Here is a 23964-nt window from a genome sequence, read left to right on the forward strand (position 1 = left end):
ACCCCACAACCCACCCGTTTCCCGAGACTTGGCCTTGGCCAAGAATTGTCAAGAAAGTGACTTAAGCAATGAAGGCTCAAGACATCAAAAACCTCAACATCGCCATCATCGGCGGCGGCTACGGCGGCGCTGCTGTTGCCAAGGCCCTGCAGAATATCGGCGCGGAGAACGTCCACGTCTATGAGCAGGCGCCCGCGTTGGGCCAGGTTGGTGCCGGCATCGGCCTGCGCCCGCCGACCGTCGAACTGTTCCGCCAGTGGGGCATCTTCGACGCGATTGCCGCGGTGAGCTCGCCCAGCGACCACCTCGAGATCCTCAGTGCGGACGGTAAGCACGTCCTCGCCAACGAGGAGTGGCCATTCCTGCACGCCTACGAGAAGGTCAACCACAACCGCATGATCCACCGCGGGGACTTCATCGACGCCCTGCTGAGCGTGCTCCCCGAGGGAATGGTGCACCTTGGCTACAAGCTGGAGACCATCGAGGACAACGGCGACCACGCGACCCTGACCTTCGAAAACGGCGAGGTCATCACGGCCGACCTCGTCATCGGCGCCGACGGCATCCGCTCGACCGTGCGCAACCAGCTGTTCTCGCAGAAGGAACCGGTGTTCTCCGGCGAGCACGCCTACCGCGCGGTCATTTCCATCGAAGACGCCCACGGCCTCGTCACCGACGACAACCCGCGCTTCTACATGGGCGAGAACGGCACGATCGCGTACAACCTGCCGCTGCGCCACCGCGGGCAACTCTCCTACGACATCACGGCCCCGTCTGACGACGCCTCGTGGGCGCCGGAAATCACCCATGAGTACTTGGAGAAGATCCTCGAAGGATTCGACGAGCGGATCATCCAGGTCGCCCGGGAGCTCGACTTGAGCCAGGTGACGAGCCGTTCGGTGTTCGACATCGATCCCCTGGACTCATGGCACACCGACTCCGTTGCGCTGCTCGGCGACGCTGCCCACGCGATGCTCCACCACCAGGGCCAGGGCGCCAACTCGGCGATCCTGGACGCCGGCGGGTTCGCCGACGCACTCCTGCAGGGCGACTCCGTCAAGGACGCGCTGGCGATCTACGAGGCCACCCGGAAGCCGCTGACGGACGAGCTGCAGCGTGTGTCGCGCCAAGGCTGGCACGCCGACGCCGTGGAATCCGCATTCCCGGCCAAGCAGTAAGACGGAGGTCGCAAGATGCCTATCCATCCGCAGATCGCCGAGATCCTCGACCACATCCCGCCGGCTGACGGCACCCGTCCGGATCCGGCCACGATGCGGGCCGCCGAGGAGCAACGGGTTACCCCCGCGGCGGACCGCCTGCCGCTCGCAGCCGTCGAAGATGCGACGGCCGCGACGGCGATCGGCGAGGTCGCCATCCGGATCTACACGCCGGTGGAGGCGGACTCTTATGGTCTGCTGGTGTACTTCCACGGCGGGGCGTTCTTCCTGGGCAGCCTGGACACCCACGACCATGTGGCACGGTCTCTGGCGAAGGAAACCGGCCACAAGGTCATCTCGGTGGGCTACCGCTTGGCACCCGAAGCCTCGTTCCCGGCAGGGCTTGATGACTGCTACGGGGTGGTCCGCTGGGCTGCCGGGGAACGCGAAAGTCTGAAGTGGGACGGGAAGAACCTCGCGATCGCCGGCGACAGCTCGGGCGGCAATTTCGTCGCGGCGGTCGCTGCTAAAGCCCACGACTACGGATTCAACCGGATCACCCATCAGATCCTGTTCTATCCCTCGCTGGACCTGGACTTCGACGTCGAGCGTTACGCGTCGCTGCAGGAAAACGCGCGGGGGTACGGGCTCGAGACGATCGGCCTCAGGCCGTGGAACTCTTTCTACGTCGAGAGCGGCGCGGACCCGGCGGATCCCCTCGTCTCCCCCATCAAAAGGGCAGACCTTGCGGGCCTTCCACCTGCACTCATCATCACGGCCGAGTTCGATCCCCTCCGTGACGAGGGTGAACTTTACGGCCAGCGCTTGGCGGAAGCCGGCGTCGAGACAAAAGTGAGCCGCTATTCAGGCGCCAACCACGGTTTTGTCCAGAACTTCTCTTGGATTCCGGAGTTCTACCGGGCATTCGAGGAGACAGGTGAATTCCTGAACGCGAGGCCCGGGCAATGACGAAGCCGGTTGCTGTACATCCCCTGGTCTCGCCGTGGGGCCGGTTCGGCCTCTACAGCTTCTTCATCGACTCCCCGGAGCCGGCCATCGTCGACACGGGGATCGCGTCCTCCCCTGCCAAAGGCATGGTGCCGGCACTGGAGGCGATCGGCCGCCGGATCGAGGACGTCCGCTGGATCCTGCTGACCCATGGACACATCGACCACATCGGCGGGGCATACGCCCTCTGGGAACTCACCGGACGCCGCGCCCAGGTGGTCATCCATGAGGCCGACGCACCATTTTTGCGCTCCCGCCGGGTCCATGTGGACGAATACCTTTCCGGACGGGCGCAGTATTTGCATGATCCCGACGGCGAGGCGAAGCTGACTGCGGCCACGAATGCCGTTATCTCGGGCGAGATGGACCCGACGCTGTTAGTCCGGGGTGGTGAGTCCCTCTCGTTGGGCGGGGACGTGACCGTTTCGGTCCACTCGATTCCGGGCCACACTCCGGGGTCGGTCGCGTACGTCCTCGACGGACAGAATGACGTGTTTGTCGGGGACGCGGTCCAGGTCCACGGCGCGGCCAACGGCTTCCCGGGGTTCGTGGACCCGGTCGGCTACCGCTCAAGCCTTGAATACCTGCGGGATGAAATCCGTCCGCGGCACTTGTATCTGGGGCACCCGTACCGCCGCGAAGACGGAACGCCCTACGGCGTAGAGCTCGACGCCGGACAGGCCCGGGAAGCGCTTCAAGGGAGCTTGGAGATCGAAGCCAGGGTCAAAAATGCGGCCTGCGATTGCTTGGCCTCCGGCCTGCAGAATACGGACTCGCCGTATTCTCCCTTCGCACGCGTGGCCGAAGACCTCGGTTACGCCGGGGACCCCACACTGGAACCCGCCCCGTTCTTCACCACCCTCCACGGATACCGCACGACGTTGGACCATTCGACCGAAGATGAGGAGTAAACACTCATGGATGACTTTCAGTTGCTGAACGCGAGCGGGCAAACTATTGCTGTCCGCAAGGACCTCCGGGTTCCGATGCGCGACGGAGTAGAACTTGCAGCGGACGCGTACCACGGCCCCGAGGACAAGCCGCGCCCGGCCTTGGTCGCCCTGAGCCCTTACGGCAAGGAGCTGCAGGCCCTTGCCCTCACCACTCCCCCGCAGCGACGGCCCAGCCCGATGTGGGACGGTTGCATCGAGGCCGGCGACATCGCCCGCATCGTCAAGGAGGAATACGTCCACGTCATCGGCGACCTTCGCGGCTCGGGTTTCTCCGGCGGCGAGCACATCGGCAACTACAACGCCGGCGGTGTTTCCCTCGGCCAGGACGCCTACGACTTCATCGAGTGGGTCGCCGACCAGCCGTGGTGCGACGGCAACGTCGGCATGGTGGGCATCTCCTACTTCGGCTCCATGCAGGTACTCGCCGCCGCTGAACGCCCACCCCACCTCAAAGCGATCTTCGTTTCCGGCGGTCACTACGACTTCTACGAAACCACCTACCACGGCGGCATCATGTGGTTCATGCCCCGCGCCGCCCGCGAAGGCCGCGGAGGAGACTCGGGGTGGGCATTCACCGACAACGTGAAATCCCGCATGATCGAACAACACTCCCCCGAAGAGCTGAAGAAGCTCGTCGACGAGCGACTGCAGGACCCGGACATCGCCGCCTGGCCAAACCTGGTGCATGTCCTGAACTACCCCAAAAACCACGAAGCCTGGTTCGACATCGTGATGAACGAACTCGACGGGGACTGGTATGAAGAGCGCAACCCCATCACGCTCGCGCCCAACATCGACATCCCGGTCTGGCTGCAACTCGACCAGGGCCGCGGGTGGACCCTTGACGGCACCATCGAGCTGTACAACACCCTGAAGGGTCCGAAAAAACTCACCATAGGCCCCTACCCGCCCATGCAATCGCGCCCCTTCATCGAAGAACACGACAAAATGTTCCGCTGGTACGACTACTGGATCAAGGGCATCGACAACGGAGTCATGGACGAACCGGCCGTGAGCGTCTTCGTGGAGGGCTCCCGCGAGGTAGTGACGGCGGAGCAATGGCCGCCGAAAGATATCGAATACAAGTCCCTGTACTTGCGCCCGCGGCACAAGCTCTCTGAAGAGCCTGAACCAATGGGAGCCGAATACGCCGCCCCGGACGGCTTCTACCAAGCGCCGTTGACAGTAACGGACAAGGTCGAAATCCTCTCGTGGAGCACCGCCCCGTTCGAAAACGACACCGAGATGATCGGCACCGGCGCCGCACACATCTTCGTCGAAATCGACCAGAGCGACACCAACTTCATCCTTCGCCTCTGGGACACTGCCCCGAACAGCAAACGCCAGCTCATCACCACCGGCTACCTCAAAGCCTCACATCGCGAACTGGACCACCGGACCACAGAAGGCAACCCATACCACCCACACACAGCATCCGTGCCAGTGGAGCCGGGGACGATCGAGGAATACGTGCTGCGGCTCTACCCCTTTGCCAACACCTTCAAGCCCGGACACCGCCTCGTGGCCGAACTCTCCAACGGCGAACCGCTGGCAGATGAACACAACGCCTTGCTCCCCCCGGACGCCTTCCACCTCCCGGTGGGCCGGCCCGTCACCCACAAGATCTACCGCGACGCTGCCCATCAATCCCGCCTCGTCCTGCCCATCACAACACGAGAGGCCCAATAGCCGGGGGCTTCATCCCCTCACCGCACGAACCCGCACCCGGGAATCCGCCGCGGTCAGCCCAGGCCCAGGCTGACCGCGGCTACCCGTCGTCGACCGGAACCTAGGCGGTCTGGCCGGCGTGCCGACCCTCCGAGATTTCCTCCAAGAGCTTGCTGTTGAAAGCCGGAAGATCACCCGGATGACGGCTCGTGACGAGGCCTTGGTCTACCACGACCTCTTCATCGCTCCAGTGCGCGCCTGCGTTACGCAAGTCCGTCTGAAGCGTGTGGTACGAGGTGACATTGCGGCCGCGCACCACACCGGCTTCGATCAGCAACCACGGCCCGTGGCAAATCGATGCCACGGGCTTGTGCTGCTCAAAAAAGGCGCGAGTGAAGGTCTGCGCGTCTTTATCGACACGGAGGTGGTCTGCGTTCACCACCCCGCCAGGGAGTACCAACGCCGCAAAGTCCGACGCGTCGGCTTCGGCCACCGTCAGGTCGACGGCAAAGGTATCGCCTTTATCTGTGTCCTTGAAACCCTGGATACGGCCCTTGGACGGCGCAATCAGGGCGGGCTGGCCGCCGGCATCCTTCACGGCCTGCCACGGATCGGTGAGCTCAATCTGCTCGACACCGTCCGTCACCAAGAACGCAACCTTCTTGCCTGCGATGCTGTGTTCTGACATTTTTTCTCCTCCAAGGGGCGGCGGGCATACCTGACTGCAACGCCTACCGCCGTGAGAGTTGTTTGCCTGACGGGATCCAGCCTAGGAAAGCGCGAAGTAATCAGCAAGCTGACTATCTCGACCGCTTGTATTCTGTTCGGCGCCATCTCATCATGGAGCCGTGACGCCGTCATACAAGAGGAGGCAGAGGCATGGGCGAAACCGCTATCGAGCTCATGGGCGTCACAAAGCGATTCGGCTCCTTTACCGCCGTCGACGACCTCAGTCTGCGAGTTGAGCGCGGAGAGATTTTCGGCCTCCTCGGGCCCAACGGATCGGGCAAGACCACTATCATCAACATGATCAGCGGCCTGAGCCGCCCAAGCTCGGGCGAGGTCAGGGTCTTGGACATCGACCTGTTGAAGGATCCGCGAAGCATACGACGCCGGCTGGGGACCGTGCCGCAGGAGAACGCCCTCTACGAGGAGCTCACCGCCGAAGCAAACCTCCGTTTTCACGCAGACCTCTTCGACGTGCCCCGGCAAGGTCTCGACAAGAAGATCACCGCTCTGCTCGATCTTGCGCAGCTGGAGCATCGCAGGAAAAGCCGCGTCTCCACCTTTTCCGGGGGCATGAAACGGCGGCTGGCCCTTGTGCGGGCGCTACTCCACGACCCCGAGCTGCTCTACTTCGACGAGCCCGCGCTGGGGGTTGACGTGCAGAGCAGACGGGCGCTTTGGGACCGGATCCTGGAGCTCAAGGAGCGGGGTACCACGGTGCTCATCACCACCAACTACCTCGAGGAGGCAAACGTCCTCTGCGACCGTTTGGCCATCATCGATCACGGCCGACTGGTGGCGCTCGACTCGCCGTCGAAGCTGCGGCGCAGCTTCGGTGACACCGTGGTCGAAATGCGCACTCGACCGGCTCCCGGGGAGGACCTCCTTCGAGAAGTCCGTGCGTTGGCCGGCGTCGTCTCCGTGAACGTGTCCGACAGTTCCCTCATGGTCACCGTGGAAGGTGGCTCCGATGTCACCGGCAGGATCGTGACGACGGTGGTTGGCTCCACAAGCCTTGAGGAAATCCAGAGCCGGGAGCCAAGCCTGGACGAAGTATTCCTGAGCCTGACCGGCAAGGAGCTCCGGGAATGAGCCTCCGCCATGACCTGCGCGTAGTCCGGGCGGTGGCGGCGACGGACATCCGCCTAACCCTCCGTGAGCCGCTCTTCGCGATCATCGGCATCCTCATCCCGATCAACTTCTTGCTGCTCTTCCTGCTGTTCGCGATCAGCGGCGGTCAAGCTCCGATCGCCGTGGTGATGAACGGTAACGGACCTTTGGCGGAACGCTTTGTTCAAGCTATGGGCGGCTCGCATTCGTTTATCATCCACACCGCGACCTCGGCCGACGCGGAGCGTGAGATCCGGGCCGGTAGCATCGTTGCCGTCGTGACGGTGCCGCGGGACTTCGATGCTGCGCTAAGTGCCGGAGCCCGGGTCGACATCCCGGTCGAGGTCAACAACCTCAACGTCGATTTCACCAACGACATCCGCCGGGCGGTCCCACTGTCGATAACGTCCTTCTACGCCGATGCGTTCCCCGAACAAGTCGTCGTGAATGCGGTCGAGGCCGACGTCCAGGCCCAGGACACCGGCTACATTCCCTATCTCGCCGTGAGCATCGTCGTGGCTGGTTTGATGCTCGCATCGATCCTGCAAGGCAGCGTCAATGCCGCGAGGGACTACGAGCTGGGAACCATTAAGGAGCTGGCACTGGCGCCGGTGAGCCGTCTTGCGATCGGGCTGGGCAAAATGCTCGGCTCGGCAGCCCTCACGGCCGCGTCGGCAGTCCTGGTGCTTGGAGTCGTGATTTTGCTGATCGGCGTGTGGCCGCTCCATCCATTGGAGGTGCTCGGATTCGGGCTGCTGATGATCGCAGCCTTCCTTGCCCTCGGCGTCCTCGCCGGAACGCTCGTTCGTCGACGCCAGCAAGCAATCCCGCTCTCCATTGCCTGCATCTTGCCGCTCTTCTTTTTGAGCGGGCCGTTCGGACCGGCGAACTGGCTGGGCGCCATTCCCGGGGCCATCGCCGCCGCATCGCCGCTCACCTATGCGATTGCCGCCTTCCAACACGCCTTCCACGGTTACCAGACCGCCACCCAGGACCTGGCCGTCGACACGATCGTGTTGGCGGGGTTCACGCTGGGAACGATCGCTCTCACGGCATTTGTGTTCGGGCGCCGGGGGTTCGCCCACTGATGGGAGGTCTCCGGGCGATGCTTGCCATCGCGGCGAAAGACATATTGACGTGGTCACGGACACCGTCGGCGATCGCGGTCAGCCTACTGCCGCCGATCGCCTTCTTGCTGATCATCGTCATCGTCGCCGGGGCAACCGGCCGGAACCCGGTGGCCGTGGTAGCCGAAGACAACGGGCCGCAGGCCCAGCGCCTCATGTCAATCCTCGAAGACTCGGACGCGTTCCGCGTCCAGCCCGCGACCTCGGAGGAGGCCTCTGGCCTGCTGGACACGCTCCAGGTCGCGGCTGTCATCACCATCCCCGCATCCTTCGACGACGACTACCGGATGCACCGGCCCGACCCGGTCAACATCCGGATCAACAACCTCAACCTCGACTTCACCAACGATCTTCGCCGATCGCTGCCGGCCGCGATTACCCGCTTTTACGCCAGCCAGCCGGACAACCCGATCATGATCGGCGTAGCCGAGACGGATCTGAGGCCCCACGACGTCGGCTTGGTGCAATTTGAGCTGGTGCCCATCCTGGTACTGCTCCTGACGCTCATGGGAGTCGTCAACGGCGGGCTGGCCACCGCCCGGGAATTCGAAGACCTAACGATCAAAGCGTTGCTTCTCTCGCCGATCAGCCGCGGGACTCTGATCGCGGGCAAGATCCTGGCATGCTGGGTAACCACCATGCTGGTGGCGGCAGTGATACTGATTCTTTCGGCGATCGCGGGCTTTCTGCGACCAGCAGGGTGGTACTGGCTGCCGGCGCTGGCGGCCACCGGGCTCATCGCACTAGCGGCGGCAGGTCTAGGCGCGGCACTGGGAGGCGCCTTGCGTCGATTCTCAGCGGTGTCGGCGTCGGGGATCAACGTCGCGATCTACCTGTTCTTCCTGAGCGGGGGAATCGGCGTCGCGGCTTTTCTGCCCGGATGGATCCAGACGATAGCGCACTTCACACCGACGTTCTACGGCGTGGATGCTCTGGAGGCCGCGATCTTCTACCAGTCGACCGACAACCTGGCGCGGGACCTGGCCGTACTCCTGCTGACTGCCGCAGGCGGGCTCATTTTGGGAATCATGTCTCTTCGCCGACGGCTGGCCGACGTCTGACCGGCTATGGACACGACTCATAAGGGGTGTCGTAGCGACGTCCCCGGATCGGCAAGTTCCAATGTGGCTATCGCTCAATTAGTAAGTGTGCTTACCTTGTCTTAAGCATGGCTATGGTGCCGATACCTTCCCATTGTCCACCCGGGCGGTAATGCCACCACCTTTCGTGCTTCAGGTTTTGATCCCTACGTTAGGAAACACATCATGGCAGGAAACCTACTGGCCCGATCTGTACACGATCTGACGGCAGCCGCTTGGTTTGGCGGCTCACTGATGGGAGCTATCGGCCTCAACGGAGCTGCCGCCGAGGCAAGGGACCCCTCCGAACGAATCCGATTGTCGAGCCTCGGCTGGATGAAATGGGCACCCGTTCAAACCGCGGCCTTCGCTACGCACCTCATTGCGGACTTGGCGATCGCATGGGAGAACAAGGGCCGGATCGCCAAACAGGACGGCGTCGCCGTCAACACTGTCTACAAGACGGCTGTGACGTTGATCGGAGCTGCCGTGACGCTCTATGCGGGGATGCTGGGCAAGAATGTCGAAAAGATGGCGAACGAGGGCGCGCAAGGTGCCACCGAGCCTCGGCCAGGTGCTTCGGCTGAGCTTCAGTCGGCACAAAAGCAGCTGAAGCTGTTGCAGTACACCATTCCCGCATTCGCGGCATGGGTCATCGTTCTCGGGGCGAGGCACGGCGAGATGCAGCGGCCCAAGAACGTTGTCAAAGGCCTGCGCTGACCGCCTTGCGGCATAGTCATTCCGCAGTAAAAGGGGCGGGCGGTTCCTGAACCGACCGCCCCTTTTCCTGCTACGGCATCCTGCTCACCGGTCCGCTTTCTTTCCCGTCGTCTTGGGATCCGGAACAGTAGGTGAGGTGAGCGCCGCAGTTTCCGCGGTCGACGTGTGCGTCAGCACTGCCAGGGACGCGGCTACGGAGTGGTCGGGCACCTCCTCGGGGGCGCTGTGCGCACGAAGCACTACGAGTGACTTCGCCGCGAGCGACATCATGCCGTCTGCTTCGACGGGCGTGGAGTCGGCGCTCTCCCCCGCGGTGTCGATCAGGATGTCCCAGGCCGGCGCGTATTCGTCGGAGGGCAGCCTGAACTTGACTTCGTCGTCGTGGGCGTTGAAGTAGAGCAGGAAGTTGACGTCCGTGATGCGCCTTCCCTGGTTGTCCTTTCCTTGGATGCCGTCGCCGTTGAGGAACACGCCTACGGAACGGCCGAAGCCGTTGTCCCAGTCCTCGGGCTGCATGGTGCTTCCATCCGGGTCCAACCATTCGATGTCCGGAAGCCTCTCGCCTTCGCCCCGCAGTACCGGACGTCCGTCGAAGAACCGGCTGCGCCGGAACGTGGGATGCTTGGCCCGCAACGCGCTGACCGCGGCCGTGAACTCCACGAGCGGCTGGTCCACGCTGTCCCAGTTGATCCAGGTCAGCTCGGAGTCCTGGCAATAACCATTGTTATTCCCCCGCTGCGACCGGCCCAGCTCATCACCATGCAACAGCATCGGAACACCCTGGGACAGCAACATCGAGGCGATGAAGTTCCGCTGCTGACGGGCCCGCAGACCCAGGACCTTCGGATCCTCCGTGGGCCCCTCCACCCCGCAATTCCACGAACGGTTATGAGACTCCCCGTCATTGTTACCCTCACCGTTGGCCTCGTTGTGCTTCTCGTTATACGACACAAGATCAGCCAACGTGAACCCGTCATGGGCCGTGACGAAATTGATCGACGCCACCGGACGCCGCCCGGAATGCTCGTAAAGATCCGCCGAACCAGTCAACCGCGAAGCGAACTCGCCCAGGGTGGACGGCTCGCCACGCCAGAAATCACGCACCGTGTCCCGGTACTGGCCATTCCACTCCGTCCACTGCGGCGGGAAGTTTCCCACCTGGTAGCCGCCCGGACCCACGTCCCACGGCTCCGCGATCAGCTTGACCTGCGAGACCACCGGATCCTGCTGGATGAGTTCGAAGAAGGTCGAAAGCTTGTCCACGTCATAGAACTCCCGGGCCAGCGTGGAGGCAAGGTCGAAGCGGAAACCATCGACATGCATTTCGGTGACCCAATAACGCAGGGAATCCATGAGCAACTGCAGGGAATGCGGGCTGCGCACGTTCAACGAATTACCCGTCCCCGTGTAGTCCATGTAATGCTTCTCATCGCCCTCCACCAGGCGGTAATACGCGGAATTATCGATCCCCTTGAAGGACAGCGTCGGGCCAAGGTGGTTGCCTTCGGCGGTGTGGTTGTACACGACGTCGAGAATGACCTCGATGCCAGCCCGGTGGAGGGACCTGACCATGGCCTTGAAATCCTGGACCTGCTGGCCTGCGTCCCCCGCGGAGCTGTAGCTGTTGTGCGGGGCGAAGAACCCGATCGTGTTGTACCCCCAGTAGTTGTTCAGCCCCTTGTCCTGCAGGATGCCGTCGTTGACGAACTGGTGGACGGGCATGAGTTCGATGGCCGTGATGCCGAGCTTCTGCAAGTGGGAAATGACCGACGGGTGGGCGACGCCGGCGTACGTCCCCCGCTGCTCCTCGGGAACCTCCGGGTGGAGCTGGGTCAGGCCCTTCACGTGCGCCTCATAGATCACGGAACGGTGATACGGGATCCGAAGCTGCTGATCCCCGGCCCAATCAAAAAACGGATTGATCACCACACCCATCATCATGTGGGGCGCGGAATCCTTATCATTCCGGGAATCCGGATCCCCCATGTTGTACGAAAAAAGAGCCGGATCCCAATCGATCTGCCGGTGCACCGCCTTCGCATACGGATCCAGCAGCAGCTTGTTCGGATTGAAACGCTGACCCGCAGACGGGTCATACACACCATGCACCCGGTACCCGTACTTCTGCCCCGGCTGAACATGCGGAAGATAGCAATGCCACACATAACCATCCACCTCGCTGACGGTATAGCTGACCTCGCCCCCGTCCTCGTCAAAGAGACACAACTCCACCTTCTCCGCTTTTTCGCTGAACAACGCGAAATTCGTCCCCGTGCCATCGAAAGTAGCACCCAACGGATACGCGGATCCTGGCCAAACGTCCATGTGTTCTCCTTCACGTGCCGGATAACTTCCTGCACCACGCCGCAGCAACTACTAAGGCTGCTGACTATATCCCATCGCCGGTGGGACTATCCAAGGGTTGAGAGCGCCGCAGGGGCGCACTCAACCCTGACCGCGATGTTGGCGTCGACGGATTTCACTTCACCGTCGATCTGATAGGAGAGGGGCTTCAGGGTGGTGAACGAATAGCTGCTCACGCTCGGTTGTTCACCAAGACCTTGCGTGGCCGCCCTCAAGGTCGCCCAGAGGACCCGCCATTTTGCCACGTGGGGAAAGATGATCACTTCGAACTTTCCATCAGCGAGCTTGTCATCCGCGTCGCTAAGTGTGACGTACTTCGCCATCTCCGGGATATTGGCAAGCACCAGACTGTAGAGCCGGCGGCGCTTACCGTCGGTGTGGCGTATTTCAAATGGCTTGATTTTCAAGAAGGTCCGGATGACGGAGATCTTTTCCCGAAGGGCGCCTTTGCCGCCCTTTTCCAGATCCATAGCCATTACCGGAGTCAGCCCGACGCCGACATATGAGTGGGCATACTCCGCGGGCGAGTCCGGTCCTTGTCCGGCATGGACGCGCAGCAGGTCAATGGTCCGAACAGAGCCCTCGGCGATGGCTTCTTCCAGCGGCCTGGTACCAATGATCCGCCGGTGATCATTCGCATTCCCAGCCGCCAGCACGGCGCACACAGCCCCGGGATTGCCGGCCTGCATCACGCCGTTGACAACCTCGTTGTAGCCGCCATCACCGCTGACAGACACCACCAGCACATCCCCAGTGCCGCGGACGGCGTCGCGTGCCAGTTCAACGGCATGCCCGGCATGGCTGGTCGGCTGGAGCCGGATGTCCACCGGGTAGCTGAGAACATCCTTCAATTTCCCGCAGAGCCGCTCCGCCAGCCGGGGGGCATCCCCGGTGCTGTTGGGATTGAAAATGATGACGATCGAGTCGAAGGTCCTTGCAGAAGTCATTGCCGCTCCACATCTTCGCTGGTTTGAACTGTAGGCCCTGTTACTACTTCATTCACTTTCGCTGCACCGGCCGACGCAAGAACCCCGCCGAGACGAGCAAAGCACCTCCGAGCGAGGTTCCTTAAGGGATGGACACTTGGGACCGACGTCGGGCGGTCACCTCAGTAAGTATACTTACCGTCTCATTGCGCCCTAAGGGCAAGCCTCTTCCCTCGACGCACTGCAGCCCCCCGAAAAGGCTTGGTCGACGTCGAGAAGCGTCCGTCCGAGAAGGGCCCGCCACGCAAGGTGTATTCGCCCTACGGGCAAGGCAAGAAAGCCGATTGTTCACCGATCTGAAGAGCGGCATCTTCGAGCGTTTCCAGTCCATGCCGATCGCACGATCCTCTGTACTGTGGGCGCATGTCCTGACCTCGCTGGCCGCCAAAGGGCTCGCGGTCCTGATCATCGTGCTGGTGGCCGGCGGATTCTCCTACCCGCTGATCTTCCTGCCGTTCATCAGTTCAACTTTCGTCCCCACGGCCACAACGCCGGGAGGCGGCCGCCATCGAACACCTTCTGGAACTCCCTCAAGGGGAACTGCAGGGCCGGAGAACGTAACAACCAGAACAGCCCGGTAGACTTTCGTGCCATCCTCCATCCCATTAATCCTCCATCCCATTAAGTGTGACGGGGCGGAACGAGAAGCGAAGGCAGACCGATGGGCAGTCCAACACCACCGATCCCGCCGCGACCTCCGCAGCCGGGGCGCTTTGCTTCACCGGGAGGGCTTGCAGCGGACCGGACAAGTCGGCCCGCAGGGGGGCCGGATCAGGCCCATCCGCCGGCCGTCACGGACAGTCGTCCGGGTAAGCCGGGTAAGCGCAAGTGGCGCTGTAAGCTCCTCTTGGCCCTGGCCGCCCCCCTCGTCCTGATCCAGGTCCTTGCGTTCCTGTTCAGCATGGGTGTGACCCCGCCGCGCACCGCTTACATGCTGGAGGCGGGCGAGCCCAACGTCTACCAGTTCGTCTCCATCAACCACATCAGCCGGCACCTGCTCGCCGCGACGATTGCCCACGAAGACGAACAGCTCGGCACCCGCAGCGGCGCCTTCGACCTCGGAGACTTCCAGGCCAGGGCACAAGCCTATTTCGAGGGAAAGCCCGACCCGAGCGGCTCCACCATCCCCCAGCAGCTGGTCAAGAACATCTTCCTCTGGGACGACCAGAGCGCCGTCCGCAAAGGCATCGAGGCCGTCCTGGCAACCCAATTCAGTTACACGTTGAGTCCCCAGCGGACTTTGGAACTGTACCTTAATTACGCCCAGTTCGGGCCCCATCTGTATGGGGTCTGCGCCGCCAGCTGGTACTACTTTGGAACACCGCCGTGGAACATGTCGGACTACCAGTCTGCGCAGCTGATGGGTGTTCTTCCACTGCCCGATCTGGTCAAGCGGGACCCCAACGGAGGCATCTATCTGGGCACGGGGGTCCATCCTGCGGTGTGGAACCTCGTGAACGGAGCCGCAAATGTTTGGGTGCCCCGGCAGCTCGTCGGCCTGGGCGGATGGCAGGCGGCCGTCGCGACCGTCGGCATTACGGACACGGCCGGCAGCCATGCAGCCCAGCGCTCCGACAGCGACGCGTGCTCCACCATGCCTCAGGCTGTGAAGGACCGCATCCAAAGCGAAGCCGGATCATAGAGAGGGCGCGGCCCATGCGGCCCGCGCCCTGTTGCCGACGTCGACGGATTAGCGCTTCCTCAAAGCGCCCTTGATCTTTTCGCCTGCCTGCCTCAGATCGGCTCCGACTTGACGGGCCTTGCCCCTAGCCTTCAGCCGGTCATTGCTGGTAGCCTCGCCTGCTGATTCCTCCGCCCTGCCGTGGAGTTTCCCGGCAGCGTGATGGATCCTCTCACCCCAACCCATGGTCGCTCTCCTTAGCCCGGGTTCCTTCGGCGGGATGCCGCAGGAACCCGCAATTAATTGTAGGGACGGAGCTGTTGCAATGGCACTGCTCACGAGACTTTCCTTACTGACCTGGGCTGAGGCGATCGGGCTTCCGGGTAGCAAACTCGATTTGCGTCCTGCGGATGAGGGGAAGCAGGTGGGAGGATGGGCGCATGGAACTGCACATCACTGGCGACCCGGCCGCCGATCAATTGCTCGGCGACGACTCGTTCGCACTTCTCATCGGCATGCTGCTTGACCAACAGGTGACCATGGAATCTGCGTTTGCGGGCCCCGAAAAGATCCGGACGCGCATGGGGACCGTGGCGCCCGCAGCTATTGCCGAATTGGACCCGGCACACTTCGTTGAGATCTTCAAGGAGCGTCCGTCCATCCACCGCTTCCCTGGTTCCATGGCGAGCCGCGTTCAGAACCTCGCCGGGACGGTAGAACGCGACTGGGATGGGAACGCAACTGCGATCTGGACCAAGGACGACCCTGACGGCGAGGAAGTGCTCCGCAGGTTGAAGGGATTGCCCGGCTTCGGAGAACAAAAGGCAAAGATCTTCCTGGCGCTACTGGGCAAACAGTGCGGACTCCAGGCGCAAGGCTGGCGCGAGGCCGCGAACCCTTACGGCCAGGAGGGCGCATATCTTTCTGTCGCCGACATCGTGGACTCGGACTCGCTCAAAAAAGTGCGGGCGAACAAGCAGGCCGCCAAGGCCGCCAGCAAAGCGGCCAAGGCAACCGAACGCTGAGAAGCACGTTACCAAAATTGTTCGTTGCCTATTCCCTTGTTGTGCTCCACGTTGAACCGCTGCTTGGCGGCCCGTTGAGCACGGTTGGGACGTACTCAAGCAACTGGAGCCGGCCGTCAAAGGTCCTGCTCTCCACCATCTCGAGCGAGACATCCGGATAGCCGTCGTAGATCCGTTCCCGCCCCGTCCGGCCGGTGATCACAGGGAAGACGACCACCCGGAACCTGTCCACGAGGCCCGCGGCCAGCAGCGATCGGCAGAGACTGAGGCTGCCGAGGGTGCGCAAGGATCCCGTCCCGCGCCGTTTCATCTCCGCCACGGCTTCGACGGCGTCCCGGGTGACCAGCTCCGAATTCGGCCAAGTCAGGGGCGCCTGCAATGTGGAGGAGAAGACGACCTTGGGCACAGCGGCCAGGCCGGTCAGGCTGGCCCCCTCGTCGACGGAGAAACCCGAGCCCTCGGCCGCAGCAGCCTCTGACATGCCGGACATGAGCCGATACGTTTTCGCGCCAAGGAGGGTGGCGTAGTCCTTTTCCCCTTCTTGCTGGAGCCACGCCAGGTATTCCGGCCCCTCCAGTCCCCACCAGCCGGGCCATCCCTCGGCCGAGGCGTACCCGTCCAAAGAAATGATCAGATCAATCATCAGCCCGGCTGATGACGCCTCCCCAGTTGTCTCGCACATGGCTTTCGATCCGCCTTTGATAGACGTCGGTCTCGGGTGGGCCCACAGCACAAGACGGTTGGTTCCTGCCGTGTGCGTGCCGGCAATGCTAGACTTGGAGCTAACAGGGTTCAAGGGGGCGTGTTGACTCATTGAAAACCTCCGCGTAGCCGGATACGTTGCCTCACTGGAAAAGGTCCGGGAAGGTGCAGGTGCGGACATCCTTGAGGGATGGGACTGACGATGAGCCACCGCAGGGCAGTCACGGTGATCAAGGCGCGGGCGCATGCCCGCGGAACCCGGTTCGGAGAAGATACCGGTTCTATGCGCGCTCGTGACTGTCACCGGGTAAGTATCTGCCGCCACGATGACTCCCAGGGCCCGGACCGAGAACGACGCGGTCCGCCCGGTGCGCCTTCCACTACCGCTATGACACCGCCGCCGAGGTCAAGCTCCTCAAGGCCTTGGTCCGGGAACGGCTGAATCTCTTCACCGCCACCACCAAAGCAACCGGCTGGCACTCGAACAAACCACGGGAAGAAAACCCGGATCTACGATAAGTCGCGGACCAAGTGGCACTGATGGATGCCACCAACCCCGCCGACTTGGCCCGGGGCATTACCACCATCCAAACCCAGCTCATCTCCCTCGCCGCCTCAAAGACACAGCCCTTGAATGATCATCCACGCGAGCACAAATAGCTGAGGCATGCGCGACCCGTTTGCGAGCATCTTGACACGAGTCGTTACGGAGGCATCTGCAGGGTGTGCCGTAGTCCGATGGATTTGAATGCTGCGTCAAAGCTCCGCCTTTGAGGGTGCAGCTTGCGTGCCGCAGTGATCGTGGAACCCAGATCGTGAACCTGAGGACCTCAATTGCGGCCCGTGGTGTTGCAGCTTGGCGCAGGATTGGTGGAGATCCCAGCCAAGGAGAAGTGCCCCGCACACACAACGTGCGGGGCACTTCTCGACTACTGGGTACGGGACTTCCTCAGCCGATCCTGAGGAAGTGGAGGGCAAGGTTGAAGTTAAAGGTGGGCGTCAAAGAAAAAAGAGTCATGATTATTCCGTTCTTGTCGAGTTGAACTGCGGACGAAGCTCCACGTGTGCATGGACCCGGGTGCCCGGAGATTTGAGGCAGTGCGCTTCTGCTTTCAAACGACCGTCGTGGATTCCTTGATATAACAGCCGAGCTATCACTGGCTTGTGACTTGACTTGTGCTGTTACATAAGTAGTAGGCCCGAGTTTGACTCCTGTGACGCGAAACTGATAACAAAGCTGGATCAGATTTTTGGGGCGGCCCATACGCCGGATCCGCGGAAGCGGTTGCTGGGTCGGTAGGTGGCGCCGTGTGGCTACGCGAAGTTTTGACGGCTCGGCGTTCCAGCTGGGATCTGGCTCATTGATCTTCTTCGAGCCATTTTCTGGTTTCAGATGCCAGAGCATTCAATAGTGCGGCCGGCCGCACGTTCACGGCCGGCCGCGGAGTTTGCCAGGTCTCAGGCAGCAACCCCGTACCCCACAGCCAAGCGGACAATAGGGGCACACTGGCTAGGTGACGGACGGGGGACCATCCGTTACCCAGCTTTCTACTAGTAGCTTGCAATCCATTGATCGTGACGGGACTCCAACAAAAACAAACACTTTCGTTCTGAAAAGTTTTGCGACCCCTGAGCCTCATCGTCCACTTCACGTCCGCGGCGCCCTAGGGGCTGCTGAACAACGCGGTTGTGGGCGACCGCCAGGTACCCTGAAAAGCCATTCACCACAGTCAGTCCCGGCGGCGACAGGAACCACTGCGTCGCATTCATCCGAAAGAACCTCACCTGACGATGCGGTGGCGTGGATCAATGGCTCCGGTCAGTACCGGCCGCGGGGCCAACTCCCCGGGGATCTTCCCCTTCACGAGGCGAAGATCCCTGACAAGTCGACGGCCGGGACCACAGGGGGTCCCTATGTTTTTCGTCAAGCGGTCTAGGCAGGTTTGTCTTCGTAGAGGGTGCCGTGTTTGAGCATTGAGAAGATGACGTCGCAGCGGCGGCGGGCCAGGCAGATGACGGCGGCGTTGTGCTTCTTTCCCTGGGCCCGCTTCTTTTCGTAGTAGTCCTTGGACTCCGGGTGTGGCAGCTGGCGATCCAGGCGGATCTGAAGAGCGCGTTTTTTAAGTTGTTTGTTGCCGGAACGGGCGGGGAACTCCCCGCGGATCGAGGTGCCGGAACGCCGTGTGACGGGTGCGATTCCGGCATAGGCGGCAAGGTGGCCTGCGGAGGCCCGCTGTTCTTTGAGTTCCTTGATCTGGGCTGCGACGCGTGGAATCACGAGTTCAACGGCGTCGGTGCCGATCACGGTGACGGTCTGTTCGTCCAGGGCTGTGAAGATCGCGTCGATGAGCTTGGCGGGGTCTTTCCGGCTGTGGTTCCTGGCCCAGCGCAGCACGTTTCAGCGCCCGGCGGCCCGCAGTCCGATCGGCCCGGCGTATTTGATGAACAACTCCAGTACCAGGGTCCTGGTCAGCGCGGTGCCGGGGAAGACGCGCTCCAAGGCGGGGAAGATCTGCAGGAGCAGGGTCCGCAGCCGGTTGATCGCCTGTGTGCATTCGTGGGTCAGGTCAGCGTCGAAAACGGAGAGTACTTTCAGGGCGGCCAGCACTTCGCTGTCCCGGTCCACCGACCGCAAGGTGTGGGGCACCGAGCGTGCGGTGTCCGCGATGATGAAGGCGTCCCGGGCATCGGTTTTGGACTTGCCCGGGCACAGGTCCGCGGCCTAGCGCATGGCCAGTCCGGGCAGGTAGGCCACGGTGGATCCGCAGTCCCGAGCCACGGCTATCGGCAGTGCTCCGATGGTGTTGGGCTGGTCAACGATCACCAGCACTCTGCCGCGTTTCTGCAGGCCTGTGAACAACTCACGGAGCCTGGCCTCGTCCTGCGGCAACGGCTTTTCGAAAATCCGCTCGCCCGAGCGGTCCAGAGCGGTCGCGTGATCTTCGGATTTCCGACATCCAGCCCGCAGAAAACTGCGATCTCCTCGTCCATACGCACCCCTTCGCGTCCTCTGGCCGCAGTCACGACACCCGATGCTGGCACCCCCGTTACAAAGAGACCTCGCCCCTCAAAAAAAGGGCCGGCGCTGTCCCTATCAGCAGTCAACGCGTGTCTCCGGAGCCGGTGACAACACCCCCTGATCATCAATGACAGAGCAAGAAAGTCATACCGGGTCCAGCGGCCAAACCCCCGGCTCTCGGGACCCAATAAGATGTAACGGGTCGGGGACTGGTTGTTCGCCCGGCCCCTGCGCTGGCGGCTGGCCATTTAGGTCGTGGCGATCGATCTCTCGGCGGCGTTCCGCAAAGCGTTGCGGATGTGGCTTCCCCGCACTGGTGTCGCTGTTGACCATTTCCAGCTGAGCTCCCTGACCAACCAGGCGATGACCGAGACACGGCAAGACCCCTCGCAGCAGGTCAAGGGCGCCCGGCCGGGCCATCGACAAGGCTTGGGCACACAGGATGCTCTTGCTGCGCGGCGGCGACAACCTCAGCTGCCGGGCCAGCCGCTGCGAAAGACGCTCCAGACCGGCCAGGGTGGGGTCGACCGTGAAACGGCTCGGATGCTCGGTTCCGTCATCGAAAAATTCGCGCAATGCGATGTGGTGCCGTGCCGTGATCGCGGCGTCGATACCGGCCTCTGCCCGCACAAGGACGGCGGGTTTATCCTGATCCTGCCTGATGGTTCTCCTTCTCGCATCAAATACCTGCGATGGGACAACCCGTCGTTGCCGGTCCACCAGCCAAAGCCACTAAGCGGGCATCCCGCCTCGGGAGAACCGTCATGCGCCCAATTCAAGCGCCTGGGGCGATCTCCCAGACACGCCCGCAACTGTTGAGGATGCCCTCTGATACGGGCCTCCCGCGCTTGTGAGTTATCCGGTGCTGACGGAGGAACGCCGGTGCAGCGCACCGCCTCCCTCCTTCACCAATTCCCTCAATCGGGTCTACTTGGAAGACAGGCCAGCGGCAACGATCTCTTTCGAGAGCCATGACGCCGAGCCGAAAACCGGCACCACCCCGGCCCCTCCCAAGGCCACCGTAAACGACGACCACCCCACCTCAACAGGGGGTACTTAAGGGATACAAGCCCCTAAACCGAACTCTTGCATCAACGAGCGCCTTGCCCTCCCTTCTCCTTCCCGGTCACGGCACGTCATTTCCACCGGCTGCCTCGTGAAATTAACAGCAGAAACCCTGTCGAATTGACGAAGAAGCCGGACCCTCGATTGGAAGTTGTTCGACTGCCTAGTGCCGTCCGCGACGCCGACCGGACGCAATAGCAACCACCCAGCCCCCAATGAACAGAGCGAACACGCCGGTGATTAACCAATACGGAGCACTGCCTGCGCCAGTTTCGGCGAGGGCAGTGCCTACGACTGCTGAAACTGGGCCCGTCTGCCGCCCTTTAAGAGCCGTAGATTCCGGCCGCGGCGCTCCTGCAAACGCAGGCACAGACGGCGGCACAGCCGCAGAAGCAGACGGCACAGACGGCACAGACGGCACAGACGGCACAGACGGCGGCACAGCCGCAGAAGCAGACGGCACAGACGGCACAGACGGCGGCACAGCCGCAGAAGCAGACGGCACAGACGGCGGCACAGCCGCAGAAGCAGACGGCACAGACGGCGGCACAGCCGCAGAAGCAGACGGCACAGACGGCGGCACGGCCGCAGAAGCAGTCGGCGCAGCTTGCGTGATTGTTCCGCGAACCGTGTACCAGCCGAGGCTTCCGTATGCAGGCGAAGCCACGGTCTTTTCAGCGGTGTTGGCATTCATGTTGCCCAGTGAAGCCTGCTCAACCTTGAGAACATATAAACCATCGGCGGGAACATCCAGATCAATCCGGGCACCGGTCCCAGTGGCCTCGCCGGGGATCTGTTGAACAAAAGTTCCGTTTCCGCTCCTCATTGTCTGAACGACTGTCTGCGCAGCTGGGTCGATGGGTCCGGCGAGGATTTCACCACCCGATCGAAACAGAGAAACTTTGACGTCAAGTCGGCTAAAGGGGCCGATAGGCGTTACGTCAATTGACGCCGGCCCCTTGCCAAGATGAAGGGAATAGTAGTTGGGTGCATCGTTTGTTACGAGTTGTCCGTTCGCGGACAGAGATGTCGTGGTGGTATTTAATTCGCGAGGAGCTGCCGGATTGTTTGATTCCGAAGTCTTGACGAAGGCGACCTTGCCAGAGTAATAGGTTTCAACAGAAACAGCATTAGCAGGATTAGCTTTGGCCGCAGCTGAGCATTGCGAGGCTCCCCCGGTGAGTTCCGGTGCGTATGTCGTTCCATCGCTCGACGTGCAATAGCTTCTGACTTGGGAACCAGCGGAATCGAATCCGACAGAACTTGTTGCATCTTTGATATTTTGTTCTGTCGTCATCACTTTCATATCGTCCTGTGCCGGGTTGGTGTCCCCGGGGTAGCCATCAGACCAGCGGGAGAACGCCACACGGTCTGTTGAACCCATGATCGGTCCCCAGATCCCGTCGTCCGGCCGGTAGTACCCGGTCTGACCGGTAGATGATGGGGTGAACCCGTGATGATGCAGGCCGAGGGTGTGGCCGATTTCGTGGGACGCGACGTTTCCGATTGCATGTCCGGGATCTCCGTCGTACGCCTTTTGCCCATTAATACGAGTGCCCGCCTGGTTCCTCGCGTAGGTGGAAGAAACGAAGATCTGGTTCGCGTAGGCACTACCGAAGCCGTTCTCCGGGGCGATTCCCGTGTTGCTGGGGTCGCTATAGATCTTGTCGAACCCGGGGTCCTCCCTGGTGTTGCTGCTGATGTTGACCACCACGCCGTAGCGCGAGTCGGCGGGCGTAGTCTTCACGAGATCATCTACGCTCGGCTTCGTCGTCACGACATTTACGTCGAATGAAGAGAAGGCTTGGACTGTTTCCTGGTATGTCTCGAGCTTCTCGGCGTCAGTCATACCGCTCGCTTTGAAGGGCAAGAGATTTAATCCAGTGACTTTATTCCAGGACGTTTTCGTCAAAGAACCGCCATCGAAGTTCAGAAAGATGGTTTTTGGAGCAGACGGGCGGCTTCCTTGTGCAGGAATAACACTCAGCTCTGGAACGAATACGTCTGCGCCGGCTGCTGCGAATGCGGGAGGCACATTTGTGGCAACAGTTGTAGCGGCAGCAAGCGCGATGCAAACAATCGCGGCGCCCTTCAGAAAGCGCCTGATTTTGGGGCGCGGGACCGGTTGGGGGACTTCGGTGCCGCCGTGGTTCTTTAGAGCAAAAGTCGTCATGGCGATTTCACGCATCTTTCTGTCTTCGATTGGTTCTGAAAACACCCACAAGGTCCTTTCCGCCGGGTCAGTCCCTCGTGGTCAACGCTTCTCTTCGGCGGGGCCGTGCTCGGCGCAACCGGGGTCAGTGGGTTTTGGGTATCGCGGGTGATAGCGCCACGGTGGGCATGTGCATCCCGGGTAGCCATTCGTCGTGCGCTGCCAGTGAGTCTCTGCCCCGACCCCGACCACTGGGTGCCGGTCCGCATTTTGCACAGTCACGATTCCTGCTTCCTATTCGTCATTCCGGCCGGTCCATAGCTCTGACGCTCCTGCGCCGCCCGCCCTCGCAAGACGGAGTAGCGGGAACCCGGGCTTAAGTGACGCCAGCTGCGCTCAACCGCGGGAAATGCATTTGGTGGACGAGGAGCTTCACGAGCCCACAGCCGCTGATAGCTTGTCACCGAACCCTGGACGCGGAGCTCGCCAGATGATTAAGTTCCCTGCATTCCTTGGAATATTCAGACTGAAAATAATCATTTATGATCTTTATCAATCAGGAATACCAATGTCGACGGACCCCGGCGCGAACAACACAAATGCCTCAGGGGGCACGCGCCCAATGATGGGTTTCAACGACTGGGCCCGATTCCAGTGCACTCCGCAGGCCAAACTGGACGGGACGACAGGCAGTTACTCCTTCCAGCAGTTGCATGCAGGACCAAGGAGTCGCCACGAAGGGCCTCGGATGGTGGACGCCGTAACGCCAACGTGACCGTCGACGACTGCTGGATGGTTCCCCGGAACACCGAAGGAAATCTCCGTGGCGCCAACTGGGGCTCCTCGTCACAGCCGGGCATCGATTACGAACTGAACGACTACGCCCCAAACCAGGGACTTAGAGAGCTTGCGGGTCTCTACAACACTTCCGGCGCGTCGACGCGCCAGAGCGTCGCGTCGGGTTCCCAAGGACACAAACAACGGATGCAAACTCCTACGTCAACTTGGGAATTGACTCCCTGAAGCTCGACAACTGCACCGCTATCACCGGCGCCACCACTAAGGATCTGTTCACGGCCGTGGCCCAGACCCTCAACACCGCGACAACCGGCAATCCCCGCAAGTTCCTGTTCACCGCACCGGCGACGTTGGCCAACTCGGCCGTTAAACCCTAACCAACTCCTCATCCGAGACAATGGGCTGACCGCCCAGGGCAGCAGCATCGCGACCCAGACGAATACGGACATCATCGCCGTCGACCAGGACTACCACCCTTCCGGGGCCTGGGTCAGCGACAACAACTGTCATCCGGCGGCCGGAACATGCGGACAAGCCGTACCGACAGGGCAAATCTCCCCCGCACGGGCAACACTAAATTCACCCCCGTCGGCGCTTAGGAACTCTCGCCTCGGGCGCCTGAGCGGGGACCGCGATCGGAACCGCGACCTTTAACGGAAGCCAAACACAGCAATGGACACGAAA

19 protein-coding genes and 3 pseudogenes are annotated in these 23964 nt (G+C 61.9%); 15 read left to right on the forward strand and 7 right to left on the reverse strand.

What is annotated here, in order from left to right; genetic code table 11:
* The first annotated feature begins 68 nt into the window (after positions 1-68).
* Genes A3M3_RS0116455 through A3M3_RS0116470 form a run of 4 tightly spaced genes read left to right on the forward strand, consistent with a single transcriptional unit; the run spans position 69 to position 4807 of the window.
* Entirely contained in the window at positions 69-1178 is a 1110-nt protein-coding gene (locus A3M3_RS0116455; protein ID WP_028267243.1) for an FAD-dependent oxidoreductase, read from the forward strand.
* Positions 1179-1193: 15 nt separating this feature from the next.
* The gene (locus tag A3M3_RS0116460; RefSeq protein WP_028267244.1) at positions 1194-2126 is read left to right on the forward strand and encodes an alpha/beta hydrolase; all 933 of its coding nucleotides are present in this window, start codon (positions 1194-1196) and stop codon (positions 2124-2126) included.
* Positions 2123-3076, forward strand: coding sequence for an MBL fold metallo-hydrolase (locus A3M3_RS0116465; protein ID WP_028267245.1), 954 nt, complete (start codon positions 2123-2125; stop codon positions 3074-3076). The genes A3M3_RS0116460 and A3M3_RS0116465 overlap by 4 nt, the downstream gene beginning before the upstream one ends.
* A gap of 6 nt (positions 3077-3082) precedes the next feature.
* Positions 3083-4807 (forward strand): CocE/NonD family hydrolase, encoded by a 1725-nt coding sequence (locus A3M3_RS0116470; RefSeq protein WP_028267246.1) that lies wholly within the window; start codon positions 3083-3085, stop codon positions 4805-4807.
* A 100-nt stretch (positions 4808-4907) separates the two neighbouring features.
* Here the strand turns inward: A3M3_RS0116470 and A3M3_RS0116475 are convergent, their stop codons facing one another.
* Positions 4908-5474: a type 1 glutamine amidotransferase domain-containing protein gene (locus tag A3M3_RS0116475; protein ID WP_028267247.1), complete on the reverse strand. Its 567-nt coding sequence runs from the start codon at positions 5472-5474 to the stop codon at positions 4908-4910.
* A 191-nt stretch (positions 5475-5665) separates the two neighbouring features.
* Between A3M3_RS0116475 and A3M3_RS0116480 the strand changes: the two genes are divergently transcribed.
* From A3M3_RS0116480 to A3M3_RS0116495, 4 genes are all read left to right on the forward strand, one after another.
* Positions 5666-6604 carry an ABC transporter ATP-binding protein gene (locus A3M3_RS0116480; protein WP_028267248.1) on the forward strand — a complete coding sequence of 313 codons (939 nt, stop codon included), beginning with the start codon at positions 5666-5668 and terminating at the stop codon, positions 6602-6604.
* Positions 6601-7710 (forward strand): ABC transporter permease, encoded by a 1110-nt coding sequence (locus A3M3_RS0116485; protein WP_028267249.1) that lies wholly within the window; start codon positions 6601-6603, stop codon positions 7708-7710. Before A3M3_RS0116480 ends, A3M3_RS0116485 begins: the two co-directional genes overlap by 4 nt.
* Before the next feature lie 17 nt (positions 7711-7727).
* Positions 7728-8810 (forward strand): ABC transporter permease, encoded by a 1083-nt coding sequence (locus A3M3_RS0116490; RefSeq protein ID WP_028267250.1) that lies wholly within the window; start codon positions 7728-7730, stop codon positions 8808-8810.
* Positions 8811-9014: 204 nt separating this feature from the next.
* Positions 9015-9548 carry a hypothetical protein gene (locus tag A3M3_RS0116495; RefSeq protein ID WP_028267251.1) on the forward strand — a complete coding sequence of 178 codons (534 nt, stop codon included), beginning with the start codon at positions 9015-9017 and terminating at the stop codon, positions 9546-9548.
* An 84-nt stretch (positions 9549-9632) separates the two neighbouring features.
* On the opposite strand, the gene glgX is transcribed toward A3M3_RS0116495, so the two are convergent.
* On the reverse strand, positions 9633-11873 hold the full coding sequence (glgX, locus tag A3M3_RS25615; protein ID WP_035741943.1) for a glycogen debranching protein GlgX: 2241 nt from the start codon (positions 11871-11873) through the stop codon (positions 9633-9635).
* Positions 11874-11959: 86 nt separating this feature from the next.
* A complete protein-coding gene (locus tag A3M3_RS0116505) occupies positions 11960-12859 on the reverse strand; it encodes a diacylglycerol/lipid kinase family protein (RefSeq protein ID WP_028267252.1) in 900 nt (299 codons plus the stop codon).
* A gap of 231 nt (positions 12860-13090) precedes the next feature.
* Between A3M3_RS0116505 and A3M3_RS29040 the strand changes: the two are divergent.
* From A3M3_RS29040 to A3M3_RS25620, 3 genes and pseudogenes are all read left to right on the forward strand, one after another.
* Positions 13091-13177: pseudogene (locus tag A3M3_RS29040) on the forward strand (PadR family transcriptional regulator); the annotation flags it as partial.
* Positions 13178-13179: 2 nt separating this feature from the next.
* Positions 13180-13395 (forward strand): annotated as a pseudogene (locus tag A3M3_RS0116510) (ABC transporter permease); the annotation flags it as partial.
* A gap of 350 nt (positions 13396-13745) precedes the next feature.
* Positions 13746-14540: a transglycosylase domain-containing protein gene (locus A3M3_RS25620; RefSeq protein WP_051423238.1), complete on the forward strand. Its 795-nt coding sequence runs from the start codon at positions 13746-13748 to the stop codon at positions 14538-14540.
* 48 nt (positions 14541-14588) lie between these two features.
* Here A3M3_RS25620 and A3M3_RS29045 read toward each other — a convergent pair whose 3' ends face one another.
* Complete coding sequence (locus A3M3_RS29045) at positions 14589-14765, reverse strand: CsbD family protein (RefSeq protein ID WP_035741945.1); 177 nt, start codon at positions 14763-14765, stop codon at positions 14589-14591.
* A 194-nt stretch (positions 14766-14959) separates the two neighbouring features.
* Between A3M3_RS29045 and A3M3_RS0116530 the strand changes: the two genes are divergently transcribed.
* On the forward strand, positions 14960-15544 hold the full coding sequence (locus tag A3M3_RS0116530) for an HhH-GPD-type base excision DNA repair protein (RefSeq protein WP_028267254.1): 585 nt from the start codon (positions 14960-14962) through the stop codon (positions 15542-15544).
* Positions 15545-15572: 28 nt separating this feature from the next.
* Here A3M3_RS0116530 and A3M3_RS0116535 read toward each other — a convergent pair whose 3' ends face one another.
* The gene (locus tag A3M3_RS0116535) at positions 15573-16226 is read right to left on the reverse strand and encodes a dihydrofolate reductase family protein (protein WP_028267255.1); all 654 of its coding nucleotides are present in this window, start codon (positions 16224-16226) and stop codon (positions 15573-15575) included.
* Positions 16227-16777: 551 nt separating this feature from the next.
* On the opposite strand from A3M3_RS0116535, the gene A3M3_RS29315 reads away from it, so the two are divergent.
* On the forward strand, positions 16778-16906 hold the full coding sequence (locus A3M3_RS29315) for a hypothetical protein (RefSeq protein ID WP_269317312.1): 129 nt from the start codon (positions 16778-16780) through the stop codon (positions 16904-16906).
* Between the two features lie 1273 nt (positions 16907-18179).
* On the opposite strand, the pseudogene A3M3_RS25630 reads toward A3M3_RS29315, so the two are convergent.
* Positions 18180-19237: pseudogene (locus A3M3_RS25630) on the reverse strand (IS110 family transposase).
* Positions 19238-19520: 283 nt separating this feature from the next.
* On the opposite strand from A3M3_RS25630, the gene A3M3_RS28185 reads away from it, so the two are divergent.
* Entirely contained in the window at positions 19521-20084 is a 564-nt protein-coding gene (locus A3M3_RS28185; RefSeq protein ID WP_155854408.1) for a transposase, read from the forward strand.
* Between the two features lie 409 nt (positions 20085-20493).
* On the opposite strand, the gene A3M3_RS0116555 is transcribed toward A3M3_RS28185, so the two are convergent.
* The gene (locus tag A3M3_RS0116555; RefSeq protein ID WP_028267257.1) at positions 20494-22548 is read right to left on the reverse strand and encodes a hypothetical protein; all 2055 of its coding nucleotides are present in this window, start codon (positions 22546-22548) and stop codon (positions 20494-20496) included.
* A gap of 938 nt (positions 22549-23486) precedes the next feature.
* On the opposite strand from A3M3_RS0116555, the gene A3M3_RS28190 reads away from it, so the two are divergent.
* On the forward strand, positions 23487-23657 hold the full coding sequence (locus A3M3_RS28190; RefSeq protein ID WP_155854409.1) for a hypothetical protein: 171 nt from the start codon (positions 23487-23489) through the stop codon (positions 23655-23657).
* Positions 23658-23964 lie beyond the last annotated feature (307 nt).

The organism is Arthrobacter sp. MA-N2 (assembly GCF_000517125.1).
GTDB lineage: Bacteria > Actinomycetota > Actinomycetes > Actinomycetales > Micrococcaceae > Arthrobacter > Arthrobacter methylotrophus.

Coding starts and splice junctions, on each gene's coding strand:
- glgX (WP_035741943.1), bottom strand. CDS start 11,873: ATGGACGTTTGGCCAGGATCCGCGTATCCGTTGGGTGCTACTTTCGAT.
- A3M3_RS0116485 (WP_028267249.1), top strand. CDS start 6,601: ATGAGCCTCCGCCATGACCTGCGCGTAGTCCGGGCGGTGGCGGCGACG.
- A3M3_RS0116465 (WP_028267245.1), top strand. CDS start 2,123: ATGACGAAGCCGGTTGCTGTACATCCCCTGGTCTCGCCGTGGGGCCGG.
- A3M3_RS0116490 (WP_028267250.1), top strand. CDS start 7,728: ATGCTTGCCATCGCGGCGAAAGACATATTGACGTGGTCACGGACACCG.
- A3M3_RS0116460 (WP_028267244.1), top strand. CDS start 1,194: ATGCCTATCCATCCGCAGATCGCCGAGATCCTCGACCACATCCCGCCG.
- A3M3_RS0116470 (WP_028267246.1), top strand. CDS start 3,083: ATGGATGACTTTCAGTTGCTGAACGCGAGCGGGCAAACTATTGCTGTC.
- A3M3_RS0116495 (WP_028267251.1), top strand. CDS start 9,015: ATGGCAGGAAACCTACTGGCCCGATCTGTACACGATCTGACGGCAGCC.
- A3M3_RS0116530 (WP_028267254.1), top strand. CDS start 14,960: ATGGAACTGCACATCACTGGCGACCCGGCCGCCGATCAATTGCTCGGC.
- A3M3_RS0116535 (WP_028267255.1), bottom strand. CDS start 16,226: ATGTGCGAGACAACTGGGGAGGCGTCATCAGCCGGGCTGATGATTGAT.
- A3M3_RS0116475 (WP_028267247.1), bottom strand. CDS start 5,474: ATGTCAGAACACAGCATCGCAGGCAAGAAGGTTGCGTTCTTGGTGACG.
- A3M3_RS0116480 (WP_028267248.1), top strand. CDS start 5,666: ATGGGCGAAACCGCTATCGAGCTCATGGGCGTCACAAAGCGATTCGGC.
- A3M3_RS0116455 (WP_028267243.1), top strand. CDS start 69: ATGAAGGCTCAAGACATCAAAAACCTCAACATCGCCATCATCGGCGGC.
- A3M3_RS0116505 (WP_028267252.1), bottom strand. CDS start 12,859: ATGACTTCTGCAAGGACCTTCGACTCGATCGTCATCATTTTCAATCCC.
- A3M3_RS29045 (WP_035741945.1), bottom strand. CDS start 14,765: ATGGGTTGGGGTGAGAGGATCCATCACGCTGCCGGGAAACTCCACGGC.